General features: G+C 71.8%; 18 protein-coding genes. 9 read left to right on the top strand and 9 right to left on the bottom strand.

Annotation, left to right across the window (positions count from 1 at the left end):
• Positions 1 to 20: 20 nt before the first annotated feature.
• On the bottom strand, positions 21 to 1,049 hold the full coding sequence (locus AQJ54_RS22645) for a LacI family DNA-binding transcriptional regulator (protein ID WP_079069986.1): 1,029 nt from the start codon (positions 1,047 to 1,049) through the stop codon (positions 21 to 23).
• A gap of 71 nt (positions 1,050 to 1,120) precedes the next feature.
• On the bottom strand, positions 1,121 to 1,801 hold the full coding sequence (locus AQJ54_RS22650; RefSeq protein WP_207917320.1) for a TetR/AcrR family transcriptional regulator: 681 nt from the start codon (positions 1,799 to 1,801) through the stop codon (positions 1,121 to 1,123).
• A gap of 100 nt (positions 1,802 to 1,901) precedes the next feature.
• Between AQJ54_RS22650 and AQJ54_RS22655 the strand changes: the two genes are divergently transcribed.
• Positions 1,902 to 2,465, top strand: coding sequence for an NAD(P)H-dependent oxidoreductase (locus AQJ54_RS22655; RefSeq protein WP_062020605.1), 564 nt, complete (start codon positions 1,902 to 1,904; stop codon positions 2,463 to 2,465).
• Positions 2,466 to 2,589: 124 nt separating this feature from the next.
• Here AQJ54_RS22655 and AQJ54_RS22660 read toward each other — a convergent pair whose 3' ends face one another.
• Positions 2,590 to 3,495 carry a LysR family transcriptional regulator gene (locus AQJ54_RS22660; RefSeq protein WP_062240528.1) on the bottom strand — a complete coding sequence of 302 codons (906 nt, stop codon included), beginning with the start codon at positions 3,493 to 3,495 and terminating at the stop codon, positions 2,590 to 2,592.
• A 117-nt stretch (positions 3,496 to 3,612) separates the two neighbouring features.
• On the opposite strand from AQJ54_RS22660, the gene AQJ54_RS22665 reads away from it, so the two are divergent.
• Positions 3,613 to 3,819 (top strand): hypothetical protein, encoded by a 207-nt coding sequence (locus tag AQJ54_RS22665; RefSeq protein ID WP_062020607.1) that lies wholly within the window; start codon positions 3,613 to 3,615, stop codon positions 3,817 to 3,819.
• Here AQJ54_RS22665 and AQJ54_RS22670 read toward each other — a convergent pair.
• A complete protein-coding gene (locus AQJ54_RS22670; protein WP_062240292.1) occupies positions 3,816 to 4,697 on the bottom strand; it encodes an LLM class F420-dependent oxidoreductase in 882 nt (293 codons plus the stop codon). The genes AQJ54_RS22665 and AQJ54_RS22670 overlap by 4 nt on opposite strands.
• 486 nt (positions 4,698 to 5,183) lie before the next feature.
• On the bottom strand, positions 5,184 to 6,152 hold the full coding sequence (locus AQJ54_RS22675) for a TerC family protein (protein WP_062020611.1): 969 nt from the start codon (positions 6,150 to 6,152) through the stop codon (positions 5,184 to 5,186).
• A 244-nt stretch (positions 6,153 to 6,396) separates the two neighbouring features.
• On the opposite strand from AQJ54_RS22675, the gene AQJ54_RS22680 reads away from it, so the two are divergent.
• Together AQJ54_RS22680 and AQJ54_RS22685 are read left to right on the top strand one after the other, a co-directional pair.
• Positions 6,397 to 7,374, top strand: coding sequence for an alpha/beta hydrolase (locus tag AQJ54_RS22680; protein WP_062240295.1), 978 nt, complete (start codon positions 6,397 to 6,399; stop codon positions 7,372 to 7,374).
• Between the two features lie 439 nt (positions 7,375 to 7,813).
• A complete protein-coding gene (locus AQJ54_RS22685; RefSeq protein WP_062240298.1) occupies positions 7,814 to 8,818 on the top strand; it encodes a helix-turn-helix domain-containing protein in 1,005 nt (334 codons plus the stop codon).
• Positions 8,819 to 8,837: 19 nt separating this feature from the next.
• Here the strand turns inward: AQJ54_RS22685 and AQJ54_RS22690 are convergent, their stop codons facing one another.
• Together AQJ54_RS22690 and AQJ54_RS22695 are read right to left on the bottom strand one after the other, a co-directional pair.
• Positions 8,838 to 9,191, bottom strand: coding sequence for a hypothetical protein (locus AQJ54_RS22690; protein ID WP_062240300.1), 354 nt, complete (start codon positions 9,189 to 9,191; stop codon positions 8,838 to 8,840).
• A 114-nt stretch (positions 9,192 to 9,305) separates the two neighbouring features.
• A complete protein-coding gene (locus AQJ54_RS22695; protein ID WP_062240302.1) occupies positions 9,306 to 9,839 on the bottom strand; it encodes a 2'-5' RNA ligase family protein in 534 nt (177 codons plus the stop codon).
• Between the two features lie 134 nt (positions 9,840 to 9,973).
• Here AQJ54_RS22695 and AQJ54_RS22700 point away from each other — a divergent pair, with 134 nt between their 5' ends.
• Entirely contained in the window at positions 9,974 to 10,432 is a 459-nt protein-coding gene (locus AQJ54_RS22700; RefSeq protein WP_062020621.1) for a MarR family winged helix-turn-helix transcriptional regulator, read from the top strand.
• A 133-nt stretch (positions 10,433 to 10,565) separates the two neighbouring features.
• Positions 10,566 to 10,832, top strand: coding sequence for a chorismate mutase family protein (locus AQJ54_RS22705; RefSeq protein WP_062240305.1), 267 nt, complete (start codon positions 10,566 to 10,568; stop codon positions 10,830 to 10,832).
• A gap of 117 nt (positions 10,833 to 10,949) precedes the next feature.
• On the opposite strand, the gene AQJ54_RS22710 is transcribed toward AQJ54_RS22705, so the two are convergent.
• Complete coding sequence (locus AQJ54_RS22710) at positions 10,950 to 11,657, bottom strand: SDR family oxidoreductase (protein ID WP_062240308.1); 708 nt, start codon at positions 11,655 to 11,657, stop codon at positions 10,950 to 10,952.
• 103 nt (positions 11,658 to 11,760) lie between these two features.
• Here AQJ54_RS22710 and AQJ54_RS22715 point away from each other — a divergent pair, with 103 nt between their 5' ends.
• Together AQJ54_RS22715 and AQJ54_RS22720 are read left to right on the top strand one after the other, a co-directional pair.
• Positions 11,761 to 12,597 (top strand): helix-turn-helix transcriptional regulator, encoded by an 837-nt coding sequence (locus AQJ54_RS22715; protein WP_062240311.1) that lies wholly within the window; start codon positions 11,761 to 11,763, stop codon positions 12,595 to 12,597.
• Between the two features lie 57 nt (positions 12,598 to 12,654).
• The gene (locus AQJ54_RS22720) at positions 12,655 to 13,245 is read left to right on the top strand and encodes a GNAT family N-acetyltransferase (RefSeq protein ID WP_248845409.1); all 591 of its coding nucleotides are present in this window, start codon (positions 12,655 to 12,657) and stop codon (positions 13,243 to 13,245) included.
• Here the strand turns inward: AQJ54_RS22720 and AQJ54_RS22725 are convergent.
• Positions 13,229 to 13,777 (bottom strand): GNAT family N-acetyltransferase, encoded by a 549-nt coding sequence (locus tag AQJ54_RS22725; RefSeq protein ID WP_062240319.1) that lies wholly within the window; start codon positions 13,775 to 13,777, stop codon positions 13,229 to 13,231. The genes AQJ54_RS22720 and AQJ54_RS22725 overlap by 17 nt on opposite strands.
• 191 nt (positions 13,778 to 13,968) lie before the next feature.
• Here AQJ54_RS22725 and AQJ54_RS22730 point away from each other — a divergent pair, with 191 nt between their 5' ends.
• Complete coding sequence (locus AQJ54_RS22730; RefSeq protein ID WP_062240322.1) at positions 13,969 to 14,646, top strand: LuxR C-terminal-related transcriptional regulator; 678 nt, start codon at positions 13,969 to 13,971, stop codon at positions 14,644 to 14,646.
• Positions 14,647 to 14,683 lie beyond the last annotated feature (37 nt).

Genomic DNA, 14,683 nt, shown 5'->3' on the forward strand with positions numbered 1-14,683 from the left:
GGCAGGCCTCCCTGCGTCCGTCAGCTGGAGTCGCGGTGCACCACCGTGGCACCCAGCACCGTGTGCGTCTCGGTCGCGGCGCCCGGTTCGCGCACCGCGCGGTCGACCAGTTCGGCCAGGTCACGGCCGGACGGCAGCTCGATGTGGACGGTGCTGAGCCGGGGGCGCAGCAGCCGGCCGAGGAGCAGGTCGTCGGCGCCGATCACCGCCGTGTCCTCCGGGATGCGCAGCCCCTCGTCCTGAAGGGCCCGCATCAACAGCATCGCGTATTCGTCGTTGTATGCGAACACGGAGTCGAGTCCGAGCTCCCGCCAGCGGGCGGCGAGCCTGATCGCGGACTGCTCCTCGAAGGCCAGGGACAGCTCGGTGAGCGTGGCGTCCGTGCCGAGCAGGGCCCGGCGCACACCCGCCAGGCGGGGCAGGGAGAAGGCCTCCAGGCCGGCCTCCTCGGGCACCACCACGCCGATGCGGCGCCGGCCGCGCGCGTACAGGTGGTCGGCTGCGCACCGGCCGACCCGCTCGTGGTCCATGAGCAGGGCGTGGGCGCCCTCGACGGCCTCGGGAGCGAGGGTGACCACGGCTCGGGCGCCCGAGCGGCGGAGCAGGGCGACACCCTGCGGGCCGAGTCCGGTGCCGGGCACCAGGACGGCGACCGGGCGCAGCTCGGCCCAGGCGCGGGCCGCCTCCTCCCCCTGGAGGCCGACGCTGCCGTACTGGACGACGGTGTAGTCGAGGCGGCCGAGGGCCCACTGGAGTTCGCTGATGAACTGGCTGTAGAGGGGGCCGACCGGGATGGACGGGGCCGGCATGAGGACCATCCGGCTGTGGCCGGCGCGCAGGCTGCGGGCGGCCGCGTGCGGGACGTACCCGAGTTCCTTCGCGGCGGCGTGGACCCGGCGGCGGGTGGGTTCGCTGATCCGGACAGCGCTGGTGTTGTTGAGGACGTAGGAGACGGTCGCGCGCGAGACGCCGGCCAGGCGGGCCACATCGGCACTCGTGGGCACGGAACGCGGTAATGCGGACGCGGACGTGTTCTGTATCTGCACCATGACGATCGTCATCTTTGCAGAAGCTGTGACGGCGCCCACATGTGGGGTTGCCGCTGTTACCGGGGTCCCGCTCAGCGCTGCGGATCGGCGCCGGTCACGCGCGTCACGAGGTCGTTCCAGCCGGCTTCCAGGCGCTCCAGCGGCATGTCGCACTGCCGGGTGAGGTGGTGGACGAGGGCCGGGTCGAGATACCCCACCAGCGTCTGGGCCAGCAGCTCGCAGTCGGCGTCCGGGAGTATCTGCCGCAGCAGCATGGCGGTGTGCATGTGCAGGGCGCGGGCCGCCGGGTGGGAGTGGCGGCGGGTCGGCTCCGACTGCGCGGCCAGCAGCAGGTCCAGCTGTTCGGCGTAGCGGTACAGCACGGCCACGCCGAGCGCCCGCAGCCGGTCCACCGGCGGGGCTCCGGGGCCCAGCGGGGGCGGGCCGGCGAGGAAGTCGGACTGCAACCGGTGAGCGGAGTGGTCGAGGAGCGCCAGGAGCAGCCCGGTGCGGTCGCCGAAGCGGCGGAAGACCGTGCCCTTGCCGACTCCGGCGGCCGTGGCCACCGCCTCCATGGTGACTCCCGCCACCCCGTGCTCCGCGATCAGCCGGGTCGCGGCCTCCAGCAGCCGAGCCCTGTTGCGGGCCGCGTCGGCACGCAGGCACGGCTCGTCGGGGGCGAATCCGACCTCCAGGAGACGGGGCTTGTCGGAGGGCTCCTGGGGCGTCGGCAACGGGGGCAGGGTCTCGGACATGAAGCCAGCGTAAAGCATCGGGAAGAAAACTGGACCCCGGTCCGTTTGGGATGCTAGACATTAAACGGACCCCGGTCCGGAACATTACGGCAGTGTTTCAGCACCCTTGGAGTAACGCATGTCTGTTCGCATCCTGGCGCTCGTCGGATCCCTTCGCGCCGGCTCGCACAACCGCCAGCTCGCCGAGGCGGCCGTCAAGCACGCTCCCGAGGGCGCGGAGATCGTGCTCTACGAGGGCCTGGCCGAGATCCCCTTCTACAACGAGGACATCGACGTCGAGGGCAGCGTCCCGGCGGCCGCCGCCAAGCTGCGCGAGGCCGCGCAGGCCTCCGACGCGTTCCTGTTCTTCTCCCCCGAGTACAACGGCACCATCCCGGCCGTCCTGAAGAACGCCATCGACTGGCTGTCGCGTCCGTACGGCGCCGGCGCCTTCGGCGGCAAGCCGGTCGCCGTGGTCGGCACCGCGTTCGGCCAGTTCGGCGGCGTGTGGGCGCAGGACGAGACCCGCAAGGCCGTGGGCATCGCCGGCGGCAAGGTGCTCGAGGACGTCAAGCTGTCCATCCCGGGTTCCGTGGTCCGGTTCGCCGAGACGCACCCCGCGGACGACGCGGAGGTCGCCGCACAGCTGGCCGAGGTCGTGGCGCAGCTGCACAGCAACACGAACGAGGCGGCCGCGGCCTGAACCTGCGGTGCGTGAGCGGTACCCCGCAAGGGGCCGGAGTTCTTGTACTCCGGCCCCTTGCCGTGTTGTGGCTGCCGGCCGGTGGGGGCTTGTCGCGCAGTTCCCCGCGCCCCTTCGGGGCGCGTCACGTCACCGTTGCCGGAGCCAGATCTCTCAGTTCCCTGAGCGCCGCTGCGACCGCCGGGCGTTCGTGGGCTCCGGTGCGAGTGCAGGTCAGAATCTTCCGGTGCGGGTTGCCCACACAGCGGATCCTCGTGATCGGCAGATCGGGGGTCAGGTGGGCCAGGCGGGGGATCAATGCCACGCCCAGGCGGTGGGCGACCAGGTGGGCGGTGACGTTCCACTCCACGGCCTGGTGGACCACGCTCGGGGTGAAGCCGGCCGCGCCGCAGGCCGACATGACGTGGGTGCGGCAGGCGCTGTCCACCACGGGGGCGATCCAGTCCTCGTGGGCCGCGTCCGCGAGATCCACCCGGTCACGCCGGGCCAGGGGATGGTCCGCGGGGACGACCAGGTCGAACGGGTCGTCCAGCAGGGGCCGTTGGTCGTATCGCGCGTCGCTCAGGGGCGGATTGTGCGGGGTCGCCTCCACCACCGCCACGTCGATCGCCCCCTCGAAGAGCAGGTCGAAGCTCTCGGGCAGGCCCAACTCCTGGATGCTGACGGTAAGTCGGCTGTGCCGCTCGCGCAGCCGGACCGCCATCGGAGCGAGCAGCGCCGAGACGGCACCGGCCAGTCCGCCCACCCGCAATGGTCCCGCGGGCTCGTCCTGGTCGGCGCGCAGCTCCAGTTCGGCCTGTTCCCAGCGGGCCTGGATCGCGTCGGCGTGCGCGAGCAGGCTCTCGGCGGCCGGGGTGAGACGGATCCCGCGGCCCTGGGGTTCGAGGAGGTCCACGCCCAGGTCGCGGGCGAGCTGGCGGATCTGCTGGGAGGCCGCGGACGGGGTGAAGTGCAGGGCCCGGGCCGCAGCGGTGACCGTGCCGTAGTGGGCGACCGCCCTCAGGACGTGGAGTCGGCGCAGGTCAATCATGAAGCCCACACTTCAAGGTCAAGTCCAGGAAGTCAACGTGGACGTGAACGAAGACCCCATCGCATGCTGGCTGTGTCGCGACGGCCGTACCCAGTCAGTGGATGCGAAGGAGTCGATATGACCAGCCCCACCCGCGCCGTCTGCCCGCACTGCGCCTGGCCGGACGACGCCGAGCCCTTCCAGGTGGTGTCCCGGCACGGCACGGGCGACGGCCGCACGGTGTGGACTCGGTGCGCCTGCGGGTCGTTGCAGGTCCGCGTGGCTGACGGCGGGGGCACGCGGATCGTCTCGCGCAGTCGCCCCGCCGTCGCCGGGGCCGGTTAGTCCAGTTCCGACAGGCGCTGCACGGCGGGTGCCGCGAACTGTTCGATCCACTGGGCCGGGGCGCCCAGTCGCGGGCCGAGGATGACCGTGTCGATGCCGAGCTTGGTGTAGCGGGCGATGTCCCGGGTGAAGGTGTCGAGGTCGCCCTCGGAGGCGGACTCGCCCGCGTAGAGGACGGTCTTGCGGATCTCGTCGTAGTCGCGTCCCTCGGTGTCGCAGTGGCCGCGCAGCACGTCGAGCTTGTGGGCGACCTCCTCGGGCGAGGTGGTGAAGAGGTTGCAGGCGTCGCCATGGCGGGCGACGAGCCGCAGTGTCTTCTTCTCTCCGCTGCCGCCGATCATGATCTCGGGATGCGGGCTGCTGACCGGAGCCGGTACGCACAGCGTCTCGGCGAGCCGGTAGTAGGTGCCCTCGAAGGGACCGTTCGTCGCCGGGTCCCACATCTGGAGGCAGATCCGCAGGGTCTCCTCCAGTCGCTCGAAACGCTCGGCGACGGGCGGGAACGGTACGCCCAGGCCCTCGTGCTCACGGTCGTACCACGCGGCACCGATGCCGAGGGTGGCGCGTCCGCCGGAGAGCACGTCGAGCGTGGTCGCGATCTTGGCGAGCAGGCCGGGGTGACGGTACGTCACTCCGGTGACCAGTGCGCCGAGTCGGACCGTCTCGGTGTGGGCCGCGAGGAAGCCGAGGGTCGTGTAGGCCTCCAGCATGGGGTCCTCGGCACCGCCGTTGAACTCCATCTGGAAGTAGTGGTCCATCACCGACAGCCAGCTCACCCCGGCCGCCTCGGCCGCCCGGCCCGCGGCGGCGAGCTCGGCACCGAGAGCGGGGCCACCCGCGGGATGGTCGAACCGGTTGATGTGCACACCCACACGCATGACGTCTCCGCTCACGGGACTTGGCCGACGACGGCGACGCTACGACTTGGAGCGCGCTCCAAGTCAAGGGGGGAGGGAGGTGCGGGGGGTACGCGTCTCCAACCTTCGGTGGAGGCGGGGCCTCGGGCATAACGGGTGAGGGCGGCTGAGGCCGCCACGGCCGCCTGCCAACCGTCCTGCCGTAGCGGGTGGCGGCTTCCGTGGGAGACGCCGACGAGGCCGGCGGGCGACGGCCCATGGGGCGGATGCACGATGAGTGGGAGCCGCCGGCCATCTGCACAGGTCGATGCCCGACGGGCGGCGGGCTCCGGGCGCCTCCGCAGACCCGACGAGGTCCTCGCGGGCGCGGACGCGCAGGGCGCCGGGGACGCCGACCGGCCGTGCCCGCCGTCTTCCGTCCGGCGCGCTACAGCCGCCCGGCGGTCAGTCGGCGGCGAAGCCGCCTGGACACCGACGCGGGCCCTCAGACACCCGCGCCGCTCCCCGTCACACCGCCCGCTCCGCCTCCACCCCCTCCTGCCGCTTCGCCGCCCGCAGGCTCGTCAGGGTGGTGACCGTGAGGACGAGGACGATGAAGCCGAGGGAGAAGGGGATGCTGATCTCGGGGACGTGGACCCCGGACTCGTGCAGGGCGTGCAGCACCAGCTTGACGCCGATGAATCCGAGGATGATCGAGAGGCCGTAGCTGAGGTGGACCAGCTTCTTCAGCAGGCCGCCGATGAGGAAGTACAGCTGGCGCAGACCCATCAGGGCGAAGGCGTTGGCGGTGAAGACGATGTACGGGTCCTGGGTCAGGCCGTAGATCGCGGGGATGGAGTCCAGGGCGAACAGCACGTCGGTGGAGCCGATGGCGAGCATCACGACCAGCATCGGCGTCATGACCCGCCTGCCGTTCTCCTCGACCCACAGCTTGGTGCCGTGGTAACGGTCGGCCACGCCGAAGCGCCGCTCCACCGTCTTCAGCAGCTTGTTCTCCTCGTACTCCTCCTCGTGCCCACCCTTGCGGGCGTCCTGCACGAGCTTCCAGGCGGTCCAGATCAGGAAGGCGCCGAAGAGGTAGAACACCCAGGAGAACGTGGAGATGATCGCCGCGCCGGCCGCGATGAACCCGGCGCGCAGCACGAGCGCCATGATCACACCGACCATCAGCACCCGCTGCTGGTACTGCGAGGGCACCGCGAACTTCCCCATGATCAGGACGAACACGAAGAGGTTGTCCACGCTCAGGGACTTCTCGGTGATGTACCCGGCGAAGAACTCACCCGTGGGCCTCGCACCGCCGAACAGGAGCAGTCCGAGCCCGAAGAGACAGGCCAGCACGACCCAGACGACGGTCCAGACGCCGGCCTCCTTCACCGAGACGTCGTGCGGCTTGCGGCCGATGAAGAAGTCCGCTCCGACCAGGACGCACAGGGCGACCACGGTCAGCAGCCAGACGGTGAGAGAGACGTTCACTGGTTCTCCAGGTGCGTGGGGGCATCGACAGCCTGGCCACCTCCGCGCATCCCATCCACCTGCGGAAGGTGAACAACGGGTCACGCGAGGGAAAAGACTCGCAGGTCAGGCGTGAGCGGAGCGGTTCTCGCCGTTGTCACCCGCCGTACGGCGGGCAGGTTCCGCCGTACGGCGGCGCCCCGGACCGGCGCCGACGGGCCGATCATGGCGCCACGAGCCGCCGCGCCCCGCGTGAGGAGAAGCCATGACGCATGTGCCGCCCCCGTTCGACCCCGAACTCGGTGCCGCCCTGGAACTGATCAAGGACGTGATCTCGCCCGGCCTCACCCTGGACGAGATCGACGCCGTACGCCAGGGACCGGCCATCCAGATGCTGGCCGAGCTGGACCTGACGCTGGACGGGTTCTTCAAGGTGGAGGACCGGTCGGTGCCCGGGCCGGCGGGTGCGCCGGAGATCTCGCTGCTCATCGCCCGGCCGGTCACCCCGGAGCCCGGTGGTACCGGACGGCCGGTGATCTACCACGTCCACGGCGGCGGCATGGTCCTCGGCAACAACCGGCTCGGCGTCGACGGTCCGCTGGCCTGGGCGCGGGAACTGGACGCGGTGGTGGTGTCGGTGGAGTACCGGCTGGCGCCCGAGCATCCGTATCCGGCGCCGATCGAGGACGTGTACGCCGGGCTCGTGTGGACCGCCGAGCACGCCGGGGAGATCGGCGGCGACGCCGAGCGGATCGTCATCGCGGGAGCGAGCGCGGGTGGCGGTCTCTCGGCGTCGCTGGCCCTGCTCACCCGGGACCGGAAGGGGCCCCGGCCGATCGGTCAGCTGCTGATGTGCCCGATGCTGGACGACCGCAACGACAGCCCGTCCACGTACCAGATGGCGGGCCTGGGGGTGTGGGACCGCACGGCGAACGAGACCGGGTGGACGGCGTTGCTGGGCGAGCGGCGGGGCGGACCGGACGTACCGGCGTACGCGGCGGCGGCCAGGGCGGAGGACCTCTCGGGGCTGCCGCCGGCCTTCCTCGACGTGGGCTCCGCGGAGACGTTCCGCGACGAGGTCGTCGCGTACGCGTCCCGGATCTGGCAGGCGGGCGGGGCGGCCGAACTGCACGTGTGGCCCGGCGGGTTCCACGGCTTCGACGGCTTCGCTCCGCAGGCGGCGCTGTCACAGACCGCACGCGCGGCTCAGGTGACGTGGTTGCGCAGGCTGCTGGGCAACTGAGGGTGTGGGAGGGGTGCTGCGGGGTGGCGCGTCGAGCGGTCGCGGCAGCGCCGGGGCGTGCCACCCCATTCCCCGCACGAAGCGACCCCGGCTCCGCCGCGACCCGGCGGTGCGGTTCTCCGCGCCTTCTCAGGGCGCTTCGTGTCGCCGAGCAGCGTCCTTCCCCGCGACCGCTCAGGGCACTTCGCGACGCCGACGCCGTGCAGTTCTCCGCGAACGCTCACGGCACTTCGCGACGCCGAGCAGTGTCGTTCCCGCCTCCCTCTCGGCACTTCGCGGCGCCATGGCCGTACGGTTCCCCGCGAACGCTCACGGCACTTCGCCGCGCCAAGCAGTGTCGTTCCCGCCGCCCTCTCAGAACACTTCGCGGCGCCGAGGCCGTACAGTTCCCCGCGGCCGCCCTGGGCACTTCGCCGCGCCGATGGCGCACCATAGCCGTATGAAAGAGCTGGCCGGGCGCCTGACCGCGCTGGATCCGGACGCCGGTGCCGCCGTGCGGGTCATCGCCTACTTCGATCGGCTGTCCGAGTCCCGAGCAGGGCTGGAGGCCCTGGTACGGGGCGCCGCCGTGCTGGCCGGGGTGCCCGCGAGGCTGGTCGACGCGGAACGCCGGGTGCGGGTGCGGGTCGAGGCCGACGGGACGCGCCGGGACTCCGGAGCCCCGCCGGATCCCGGCTGGCCCTCCGCCGCGCTCGTACCAGGCGGGGCCGCCGCGCTGTGGCTGGAGCGGGCCGAGGCGGCGCCCAGTGTCGTGGACGCGGTGATCCTGGAGCGGGCCGCGGGGGCCGTACGGCTCGTGCTGGACCGTACCCGCGGACGGGCGCCCGTGGACGACCCCGCGTTGGTCGAGACCGTGCTGGACTCCGGGGCCCCGGAGGCGGCGCGGGTGCACGCGGCACGAGGGCTCGGGCTGGATCCCGGGGGAACGGCGCGTGCGCTGGCGCCGCTCGACGGGCGGCCCCTCGTCATGACCGGACGGGTCGACGCCGAGACGCTCACCGGCCGTACCGGCACCGGACGGGTCGGAGTGGGCCCCGAGGTGCCCGTGCTCGACCTGCCTAGTTCCTGGGCGCAGGCCCGTACCGCGCTGCGGTTCACCGCGGAGGGCACCGCCCAGGACCCGGGGCCGAGGGTCGTGCACGCCGACGAACTGGGCGGTGTGGCGCTGCTGGCCGACCTCGTGGCACCGGGTGCGGAGGCGCCGCCCGATGTCCGGGCCCTGGAGGCGGCGGGGGCGAGCACGCCCTGGCTGCTGGCCACCCTGGACGCGGTGGTCTCGACGGCGAGCCTGCGCGCGGCCGCCGCCGAGATCAACGTCCACCACTCCACGCTCCAGGACCGCTTGTCCCACGCGGAACATCTGCTGGGCTGGCCGCTGCGCACCCCCCAGGGTCGGCTGCGGCTGCAACTGGCGCTCACGATGCGGCACTTGACCCGGTCGTGAGGGAACCGCCCCGCCGCGCTCAGCGGAACTCGTGCACGACCTCGATCGTCCCGACGATGTGCGCGTTGAACTCGTCCAACTCCTCGGCGGGGACCCACAGTTCGAGGATCGTACGGCCGCCTGCCTGCTGGACGGGATATCGGCTCACGAAATCGGAGTCGACCTCGAAGCGGGTGACGAATCCGGCGCCGTCGTGCTTGACGTTCCAGTCCCGGGCGATCCTGATCGCGTAGTCCTCGTCGAGGACCGGGTAGAAGATCGGCTGCTCGGGGAGTCTGGGCGGCCAGGCGCGCCAGTCGAGTTTGCGCACCAGGTCCAGTTCCACCGGGCCGGTGGGGCGCCAGAGGGTCGTCGTCGGTGGCCGGCCGGTCATGGGTTCGCTCTCCGCAGGGACCGGCCGCCGGTGCGGCCGGGTCGGGAGCCTGGACGGTACCGGTGGGAGAAGCGGCCGGGCCACCGGGTTTCCGGGCACTGCGGGTGCGGTCGGCTACCTCAGCGCGAACGACGTCCGGTGCTGCCAGTCGGTGCCCGTGTAGGCGACGAGGTCGACCTTCGACACGCGGGCCGAGAAGGGGAGGCCGGTGCGGATGTCGGCCTCGGCCTCGTCCAGGAGGGTGTCGTCGTGGGACTGGGCGACCGTCAGATGCGGGTGCGGCTCGTACTTCCCGCCGTACGGCGGGGCCTCCGGCCAGCGTGCGACGACCGCCTCCGTGAGCCGGCGGAACGGCGCGTCGGGGGCGGGGGCGAGGTAGAGCAGTCCGGGAAAGCGGCCGCAGTCCTCGAACCGCACGTCGAAGGAGGGATGGCTGCCGAAGATCTCGTCGAGGGCGGCGCGGGTGCCGGCATCGACCAGTGGCTCGGGCAGGAACGGGAAGAGCACGGTGACATGTGCCGGGACACCGGCCCGGGCCGCCGGATCGAAGCGGTCGCGCCAGACCCGTACCGCGGGCTCGGCCTCCGGCACGGGCACCACGAGGGCCGTCTGGCCGCTGACGAAGGAAGCGGATGCGTCGGCTGTCATGGCACGGGTGTATCAGGCGGCGCACGGCGGTCGCGACCTGCCGAAGCTTGCGTACACGTACAACAGGCCCACGCCGACTATTTCACCGATGACATATTCTGGATCCCACCACTTCGGGACGGAGGCCCAGCGCCATGACCGCGACTGACCCGGCACTCACCGCGCTCGCCCAGGGCTGGTGTGCGCTCTCCCTCCTGCACGGCAGGATCGAGGCCCACATCGAGCGTGCCCTCCAGGCCGGGCACGAGCTGAGCGTGCGGGAGTACTCCCTGCTGGACGTGCTGAGCCGGCAGCACGACGGGGAGGGCGGCCATCTCCAGATGAAGCAGGTCGCCGACGCGGTCGTCCTCAGCCAGAGCGCCACGACCCGGCTGGTCACCCGCCTCGAGGACCGCGGGCTGCTGACCCGCTATCTGTGCCCCACCGACCGGCGTGGCATCTACACCGACGTCACCGACGCCGGCCGCACCCTGCTGGAGGCGGCCCGCCCGACCAACGAGGCGGCCCTGCGCGAGGCGCTCGACGACGCCGCCCGCAATCCCGAACTCGCCCCTCTCGTCAAGGCGGTCGAGACCCTCGGCGTACCCGCCTGATCGTGGGCGTCGGCTTCGACTCCTAGTACCGGGACGCATTCCCGCCGACCGCCACGGGCAGGGTCTTCAGGGATCAGCCGTGAAGGAACGCGCCGCGTTTCGTGCATCTCGCGCAGAGGAACGGAGTTTCAGCGTGCCGACGAACCAGGCCACCGCCCCCGGGAACGACGTGTCGCCCACCCGGATAGAGCGTCTCGACGAGGAGATAATCGCGCTGCTCGCGCGTCGCCGTGAGATGGCGCAGGAGCTGCCCGCTCCGGCCCGGGCCCGCGCGGCGGACCCCGGGTTCACCGAGACCGTGCGGGAGATCACGGACCGCTATCGCCAGGAGCTCGGCGGGGCCGGCGAACTCGTCGCCCGCGCGGTACTGGTGCTCTGCACGCCGGACCGCCGGAACTGACGAGCCCGCCGGTCCCGGGCCGCACCGGGGGCAGGCGGCACCGGGACCCGCGGGGGCTCGCCCGGTTCAACCGTGCGGCACCGGGACCCGCGGATGCTCGCCCGGTTCAGCCGTGCGTCACCACGGCAGCGGGCCGTCGATGTCGAAGTAGCCCCCGGTCGGGCCGTCCGGTCCGGCCTGCGCCATCCGTACGATGATCTCGGCGCCCTCCGCAACGGTCTGCGTACCCGTGTTGCCGTTCAGGTCGGTCCGGGTGAAGCCGGGCTCCACGGAGTTGATCCGCAGGTCCGGGAACGCCTTCGCGTACTGCACGGTGAGCATGTTGAGCGCGGTCTTGGAGGTCGGGTAGGCGATGCCCGGATAGAAGTGCGCGGGGTGCTCCGGGTCGGAGAGGTGGGTCAGCGAGGCCAGTCCGCTGCTGACGTTGACCACGACGGGCGCGGCCGAGCGCCGGAGCAGCGGCAGGAAGGCGTGCAGGACGCGCACCACACCGAAGACGTTGGTCTCGAAGGTGGTGCGCATGTGGTCCGCGGTGACGGTCTCGGCGACCGGCACGCTGTTGTCGTCGGTACGGGTCTCGATGCCGGCGTTGTTGATCAGGACGTCGAGGCCCCCGTCGGCCTCGACCGTCTTGGCGGCCGCCTCCACCGACGCGTCGTCGGTGACGTCGAGCAGGACGAAGCGGGCTCCGAGCTCTTCGGCTGCGCGCCGGCCGCGCTCGGCGTCACGGGCCCCGACGTAGACGGTGTGGCCTGCGGCGACGAGCCGGCGGGCGGTCTCGAAGCCGAGGCCCTTGTTGGCTCCGGTGATGAGTGTTGTCGTCATGGCACCCACCGTCCCGCGCCGTCCCGGGGGCAGCCAGAAGACCCTTCTTCCTGGGACTGGCGGTACCAGGCACATCGGCGGCCGACGGTGTTCACTGAGGGGCATGGCGGCGACGGAACTGGGACAGGCACTGCGGCGCTGGCGTGACCGGGTCGCCCCGGACGCGGCCGGGCTGCCCTCGGGTGGGCACCGGCGCGCGGCCGGACTGCGCCGCGAGGAACTGGCCCTGCTGGCGGGCATCTCGGTCGACTACGTGACCCGACTCGAACAGGGCCGTGCGGTCAATCCGTCGGTGCAGGTGGTCGAGGCTCTGGCCCGCGCGCTGCGGCTGTCGGGGGACGAACGGACGTACCTGTTCGGGCTCGCGGGCCAGGTGCCACCGGGCCCCGATGTCGTGCCGGCCTTCATCACGCCCAGTGTCCAGCGCCTGCTGGACCGGCTGGTGGACACCCCCGTCGCGGTCTCCGACGCGGCGATGACGCTGCTCGTGACCAACCCGATGTACGCGGCGCTGCTGGGCGATCCGTCCGTCCTGCGCGGCCTCGAACGCAACGGTGTCTGGCGGAACTTCACCCGGATGCCGAGCCGGGTGCGGCACACCCCCGAGGAGTGGGCGGCCTTCGAGACGGGCATGGTCGCCGAGTTGCGGGCGACCGCGGCCCGCTATCCGGCGGATCGTCACATCCCGCTCCTGGTACGCGAGTTGAGGAGCCGGAGCGAGCGGTTCGCCGACCTGTGGGACGCGGGGGTGGTGGGTCGGCTCACGGCCTCACGCAAGACGATCGAGCACCCGCAGGTCGGCACCCTCACCCTCGACTGCGACCTGCTCCGGGTCGACGAGGGCGATCTCCACATCCTCGTCTACTCGGCGGAGCCCGGCACCGAGGACGCCGAGAAGCTGCGCCTGATCTCGGTCCTCGGCACCCAGAGTCTGGTCTAGGGCCTGGTTGGCGGTCTCGTATGGCAGCCTGGTCGCGTGCCGAAGGACGCCTACCGCGTGAGACCTCTGGACGAGACGACCTGGCCCGACTTCGTGTCGCTGGTCGAGCGGCACAACGGCGTGTGGGGCGGCTGCTGGTGCATGGCCTTCCACGCCGAGGGAGTGGGCCGCCACAAGTCCCCGGAGCAGAACCGCGCGGAGAAGGAACAGCGGGTCCGGGAGGGCCGGGCGCACGCGGCACTCGTGTACGACGGCTCGGTGTGCGTGGGCTGGTGCCAGTTCGGGCCGACCGGTGAACTGCCCCGGATCAAGCACCGGCGGGTCTACGAGCAGGGCCTGGATACTCCGCCCGACTGGCGTGTCACCTGCTTCTTCGTGGACAAGAGCTGCCGGCGCAAGGGCGTGGCGGCGGCCGCACTCGCGGGCGCCCTGCGGGAGATCGCGCGGCTGGGCGGCGGCACGGTGGAGAGCTACCCCGAGGACGCCGGGGACCGCGCGGTGTCCTCCTCGTTCCTGCACAACGGGACCGTGGCGATGTTCGAGGCGCAGGGCTTCGGGCGCACCCGGCGGATCGGCAGGCACCACTGGGTCGTCACGAGAACCCTGCCGGGTCACGCACCTCGCGACGAGGTCAGGCGGTCCTCGTGACAGGTACCCAGACCCCGTCCCAGTGTTCGGCGCCCCACTCCTCGAAGCGGCCGACCTCGGTGAAGCCCAGTTTCCGGGCGAGGCTCAGGGAGGGCTCGTTGGCGGTGGAGGTGGAGAGCACCACGGGTGCGCCGGGCTGCTCGCCGGCGAACCAGTCGAGCGCCGCAGCGCAGGCCTCGGTCGCGTATCCGTGTCCCCACGCCGCGGGCAGCAGCAGATAGCCGAGTTCGGCCTCCCCGGCGCTGGGACGGACCTGGCTCCGGTGCTCCGCGTCCCGTCGGTTGAGCTCGACGATGCCGATCATGGTGCCGTCGAGCTCGATCACGAAGAGGCCGGGCCGCCGCCCGGGCACCTCGGGGACCTGGCGTTCGAGTTCGTCACGGGGTCGTGGGCCGCCGAGATGGGCGTGCACCTCCGGTGAGGCGAACAGGTCGATGAACGCCGCTCGGTCCCGGGCCTCGGAGGCGCGGAGCACGAGCCGTCGGGTCCGGATCGGGGCGGGTGGCCAGGCGACGGTTCCGAGTTCAGCCATGGCGGGGAACCTATCGCACGGCGTTGAGCGGCTCGTGTGGTCATCGCCCGCCCAAACCGGAACAGGATGTGAGCCAACCCACAATCGATACGCGCCCGTTTCGATAGCTCCGGAGTTACGCTGATCCCACGGAAACGAAACGGTTTCGTTTAGCACGATTGCCCGCTGGGCGAGGATGGAGCACGCACGCCATGACCAGCGTCCTCATCGCCACCGGCCAGGCACTTCAGCGTGTCGGCCTTCGTATGCTCCTGGAGTCGCAGCCCGATCTAACCGTGGTCGGCGAGGCGGCACCCGGACCCGAGACGGTCCGCCTCAGCGCCCGGCTCCGACCGGACGTGGTCCTGCTGGACTGCCGGAGCACCGACCCGGACACCGCCGAGACGGTCCGCCGTATCGCCCACGCCCCGGACGGCCCCGTCTCCCACGTCCTGCTGCTCACCGCGGACGACGACACCTCGCCCTACGCCGCCCTGCGCGCCGGGGCCGCGGGGCACCTGCCCGAAGGGGCCACCGCCGAGGAACTCGTCGCGGCCGTGCGGGTGGTGGCCGCGGGTGACGTCGTCGTCTCCCCCGGGCTGACCCGCGCGCTCATCGACGCCGTCCGCAACCAGCGGACCGTGGGCGGACCGGCCTCCGGCAATCGGCTGGGCAGCCTCACCGGCCGCGAGCGCGACGTACTCGCCGCGGTCGCCTCCGGCGACTCCAACTCCGAGATCGCCGACCGGCTCTCCATCGCGCCGACCACGGTGAAGTCCCATGTCAGCAACATCCTCACCAAGATCGGCGCCCGCGGCCGGGTCCAGGCGGTCGTCTTCGCCTACGAATCGGGACTGGTGACCCCGTCCCAGCACGTCCTGCACGCGTGAGGCGTGGCCGACCGGGACCAGGGTCGGCCACACCCCC

Source organism: Streptomyces griseorubiginosus (assembly GCF_001514195.1).
In the GTDB taxonomy this organism is placed as follows: Bacteria; Actinomycetota; Actinomycetes; order Streptomycetales; family Streptomycetaceae; genus Streptomyces; species Streptomyces griseorubiginosus.

Excerpts from the sequence above, each read along its gene's own strand:
- AQJ54_RS22645 (WP_079069986.1), bottom strand. The coding sequence starts at position 1,049 with ATGGTGCAGATACAGAACACGTCCGCGTCCGCATTACCGCGTTCCGTG.
- AQJ54_RS22685 (WP_062240298.1), top strand. The coding sequence starts at position 7,814 with ATGAAAGAGCTGGCCGGGCGCCTGACCGCGCTGGATCCGGACGCCGGT.
- AQJ54_RS22655 (WP_062020605.1), top strand. The coding sequence starts at position 1,902 with ATGTCTGTTCGCATCCTGGCGCTCGTCGGATCCCTTCGCGCCGGCTCG.
- AQJ54_RS22680 (WP_062240295.1), top strand. The coding sequence starts at position 6,397 with ATGACGCATGTGCCGCCCCCGTTCGACCCCGAACTCGGTGCCGCCCTG.
- AQJ54_RS22730 (WP_062240322.1), top strand. The coding sequence starts at position 13,969 with ATGACCAGCGTCCTCATCGCCACCGGCCAGGCACTTCAGCGTGTCGGC.
- AQJ54_RS22690 (WP_062240300.1), bottom strand. The coding sequence starts at position 9,191 with ATGACCGGCCGGCCACCGACGACGACCCTCTGGCGCCCCACCGGCCCG.
- AQJ54_RS22660 (WP_062240528.1), bottom strand. The coding sequence starts at position 3,495 with ATGATTGACCTGCGCCGACTCCACGTCCTGAGGGCGGTCGCCCACTAC.
- AQJ54_RS22650 (WP_207917320.1), bottom strand. The coding sequence starts at position 1,801 with ATGCTTTACGCTGGCTTCATGTCCGAGACCCTGCCCCCGTTGCCGACG.
- AQJ54_RS22670 (WP_062240292.1), bottom strand. The coding sequence starts at position 4,697 with ATGCGTGTGGGTGTGCACATCAACCGGTTCGACCATCCCGCGGGTGGC.
- AQJ54_RS22700 (WP_062020621.1), top strand. The coding sequence starts at position 9,974 with ATGACCGCGACTGACCCGGCACTCACCGCGCTCGCCCAGGGCTGGTGT.
- AQJ54_RS22710 (WP_062240308.1), bottom strand. The coding sequence starts at position 11,657 with ATGACGACAACACTCATCACCGGAGCCAACAAGGGCCTCGGCTTCGAG.
- AQJ54_RS22715 (WP_062240311.1), top strand. The coding sequence starts at position 11,761 with ATGGCGGCGACGGAACTGGGACAGGCACTGCGGCGCTGGCGTGACCGG.
- AQJ54_RS22725 (WP_062240319.1), bottom strand. The coding sequence starts at position 13,777 with ATGGCTGAACTCGGAACCGTCGCCTGGCCACCCGCCCCGATCCGGACC.
- AQJ54_RS22695 (WP_062240302.1), bottom strand. The coding sequence starts at position 9,839 with ATGACAGCCGACGCATCCGCTTCCTTCGTCAGCGGCCAGACGGCCCTC.
- AQJ54_RS22665 (WP_062020607.1), top strand. The coding sequence starts at position 3,613 with ATGACCAGCCCCACCCGCGCCGTCTGCCCGCACTGCGCCTGGCCGGAC.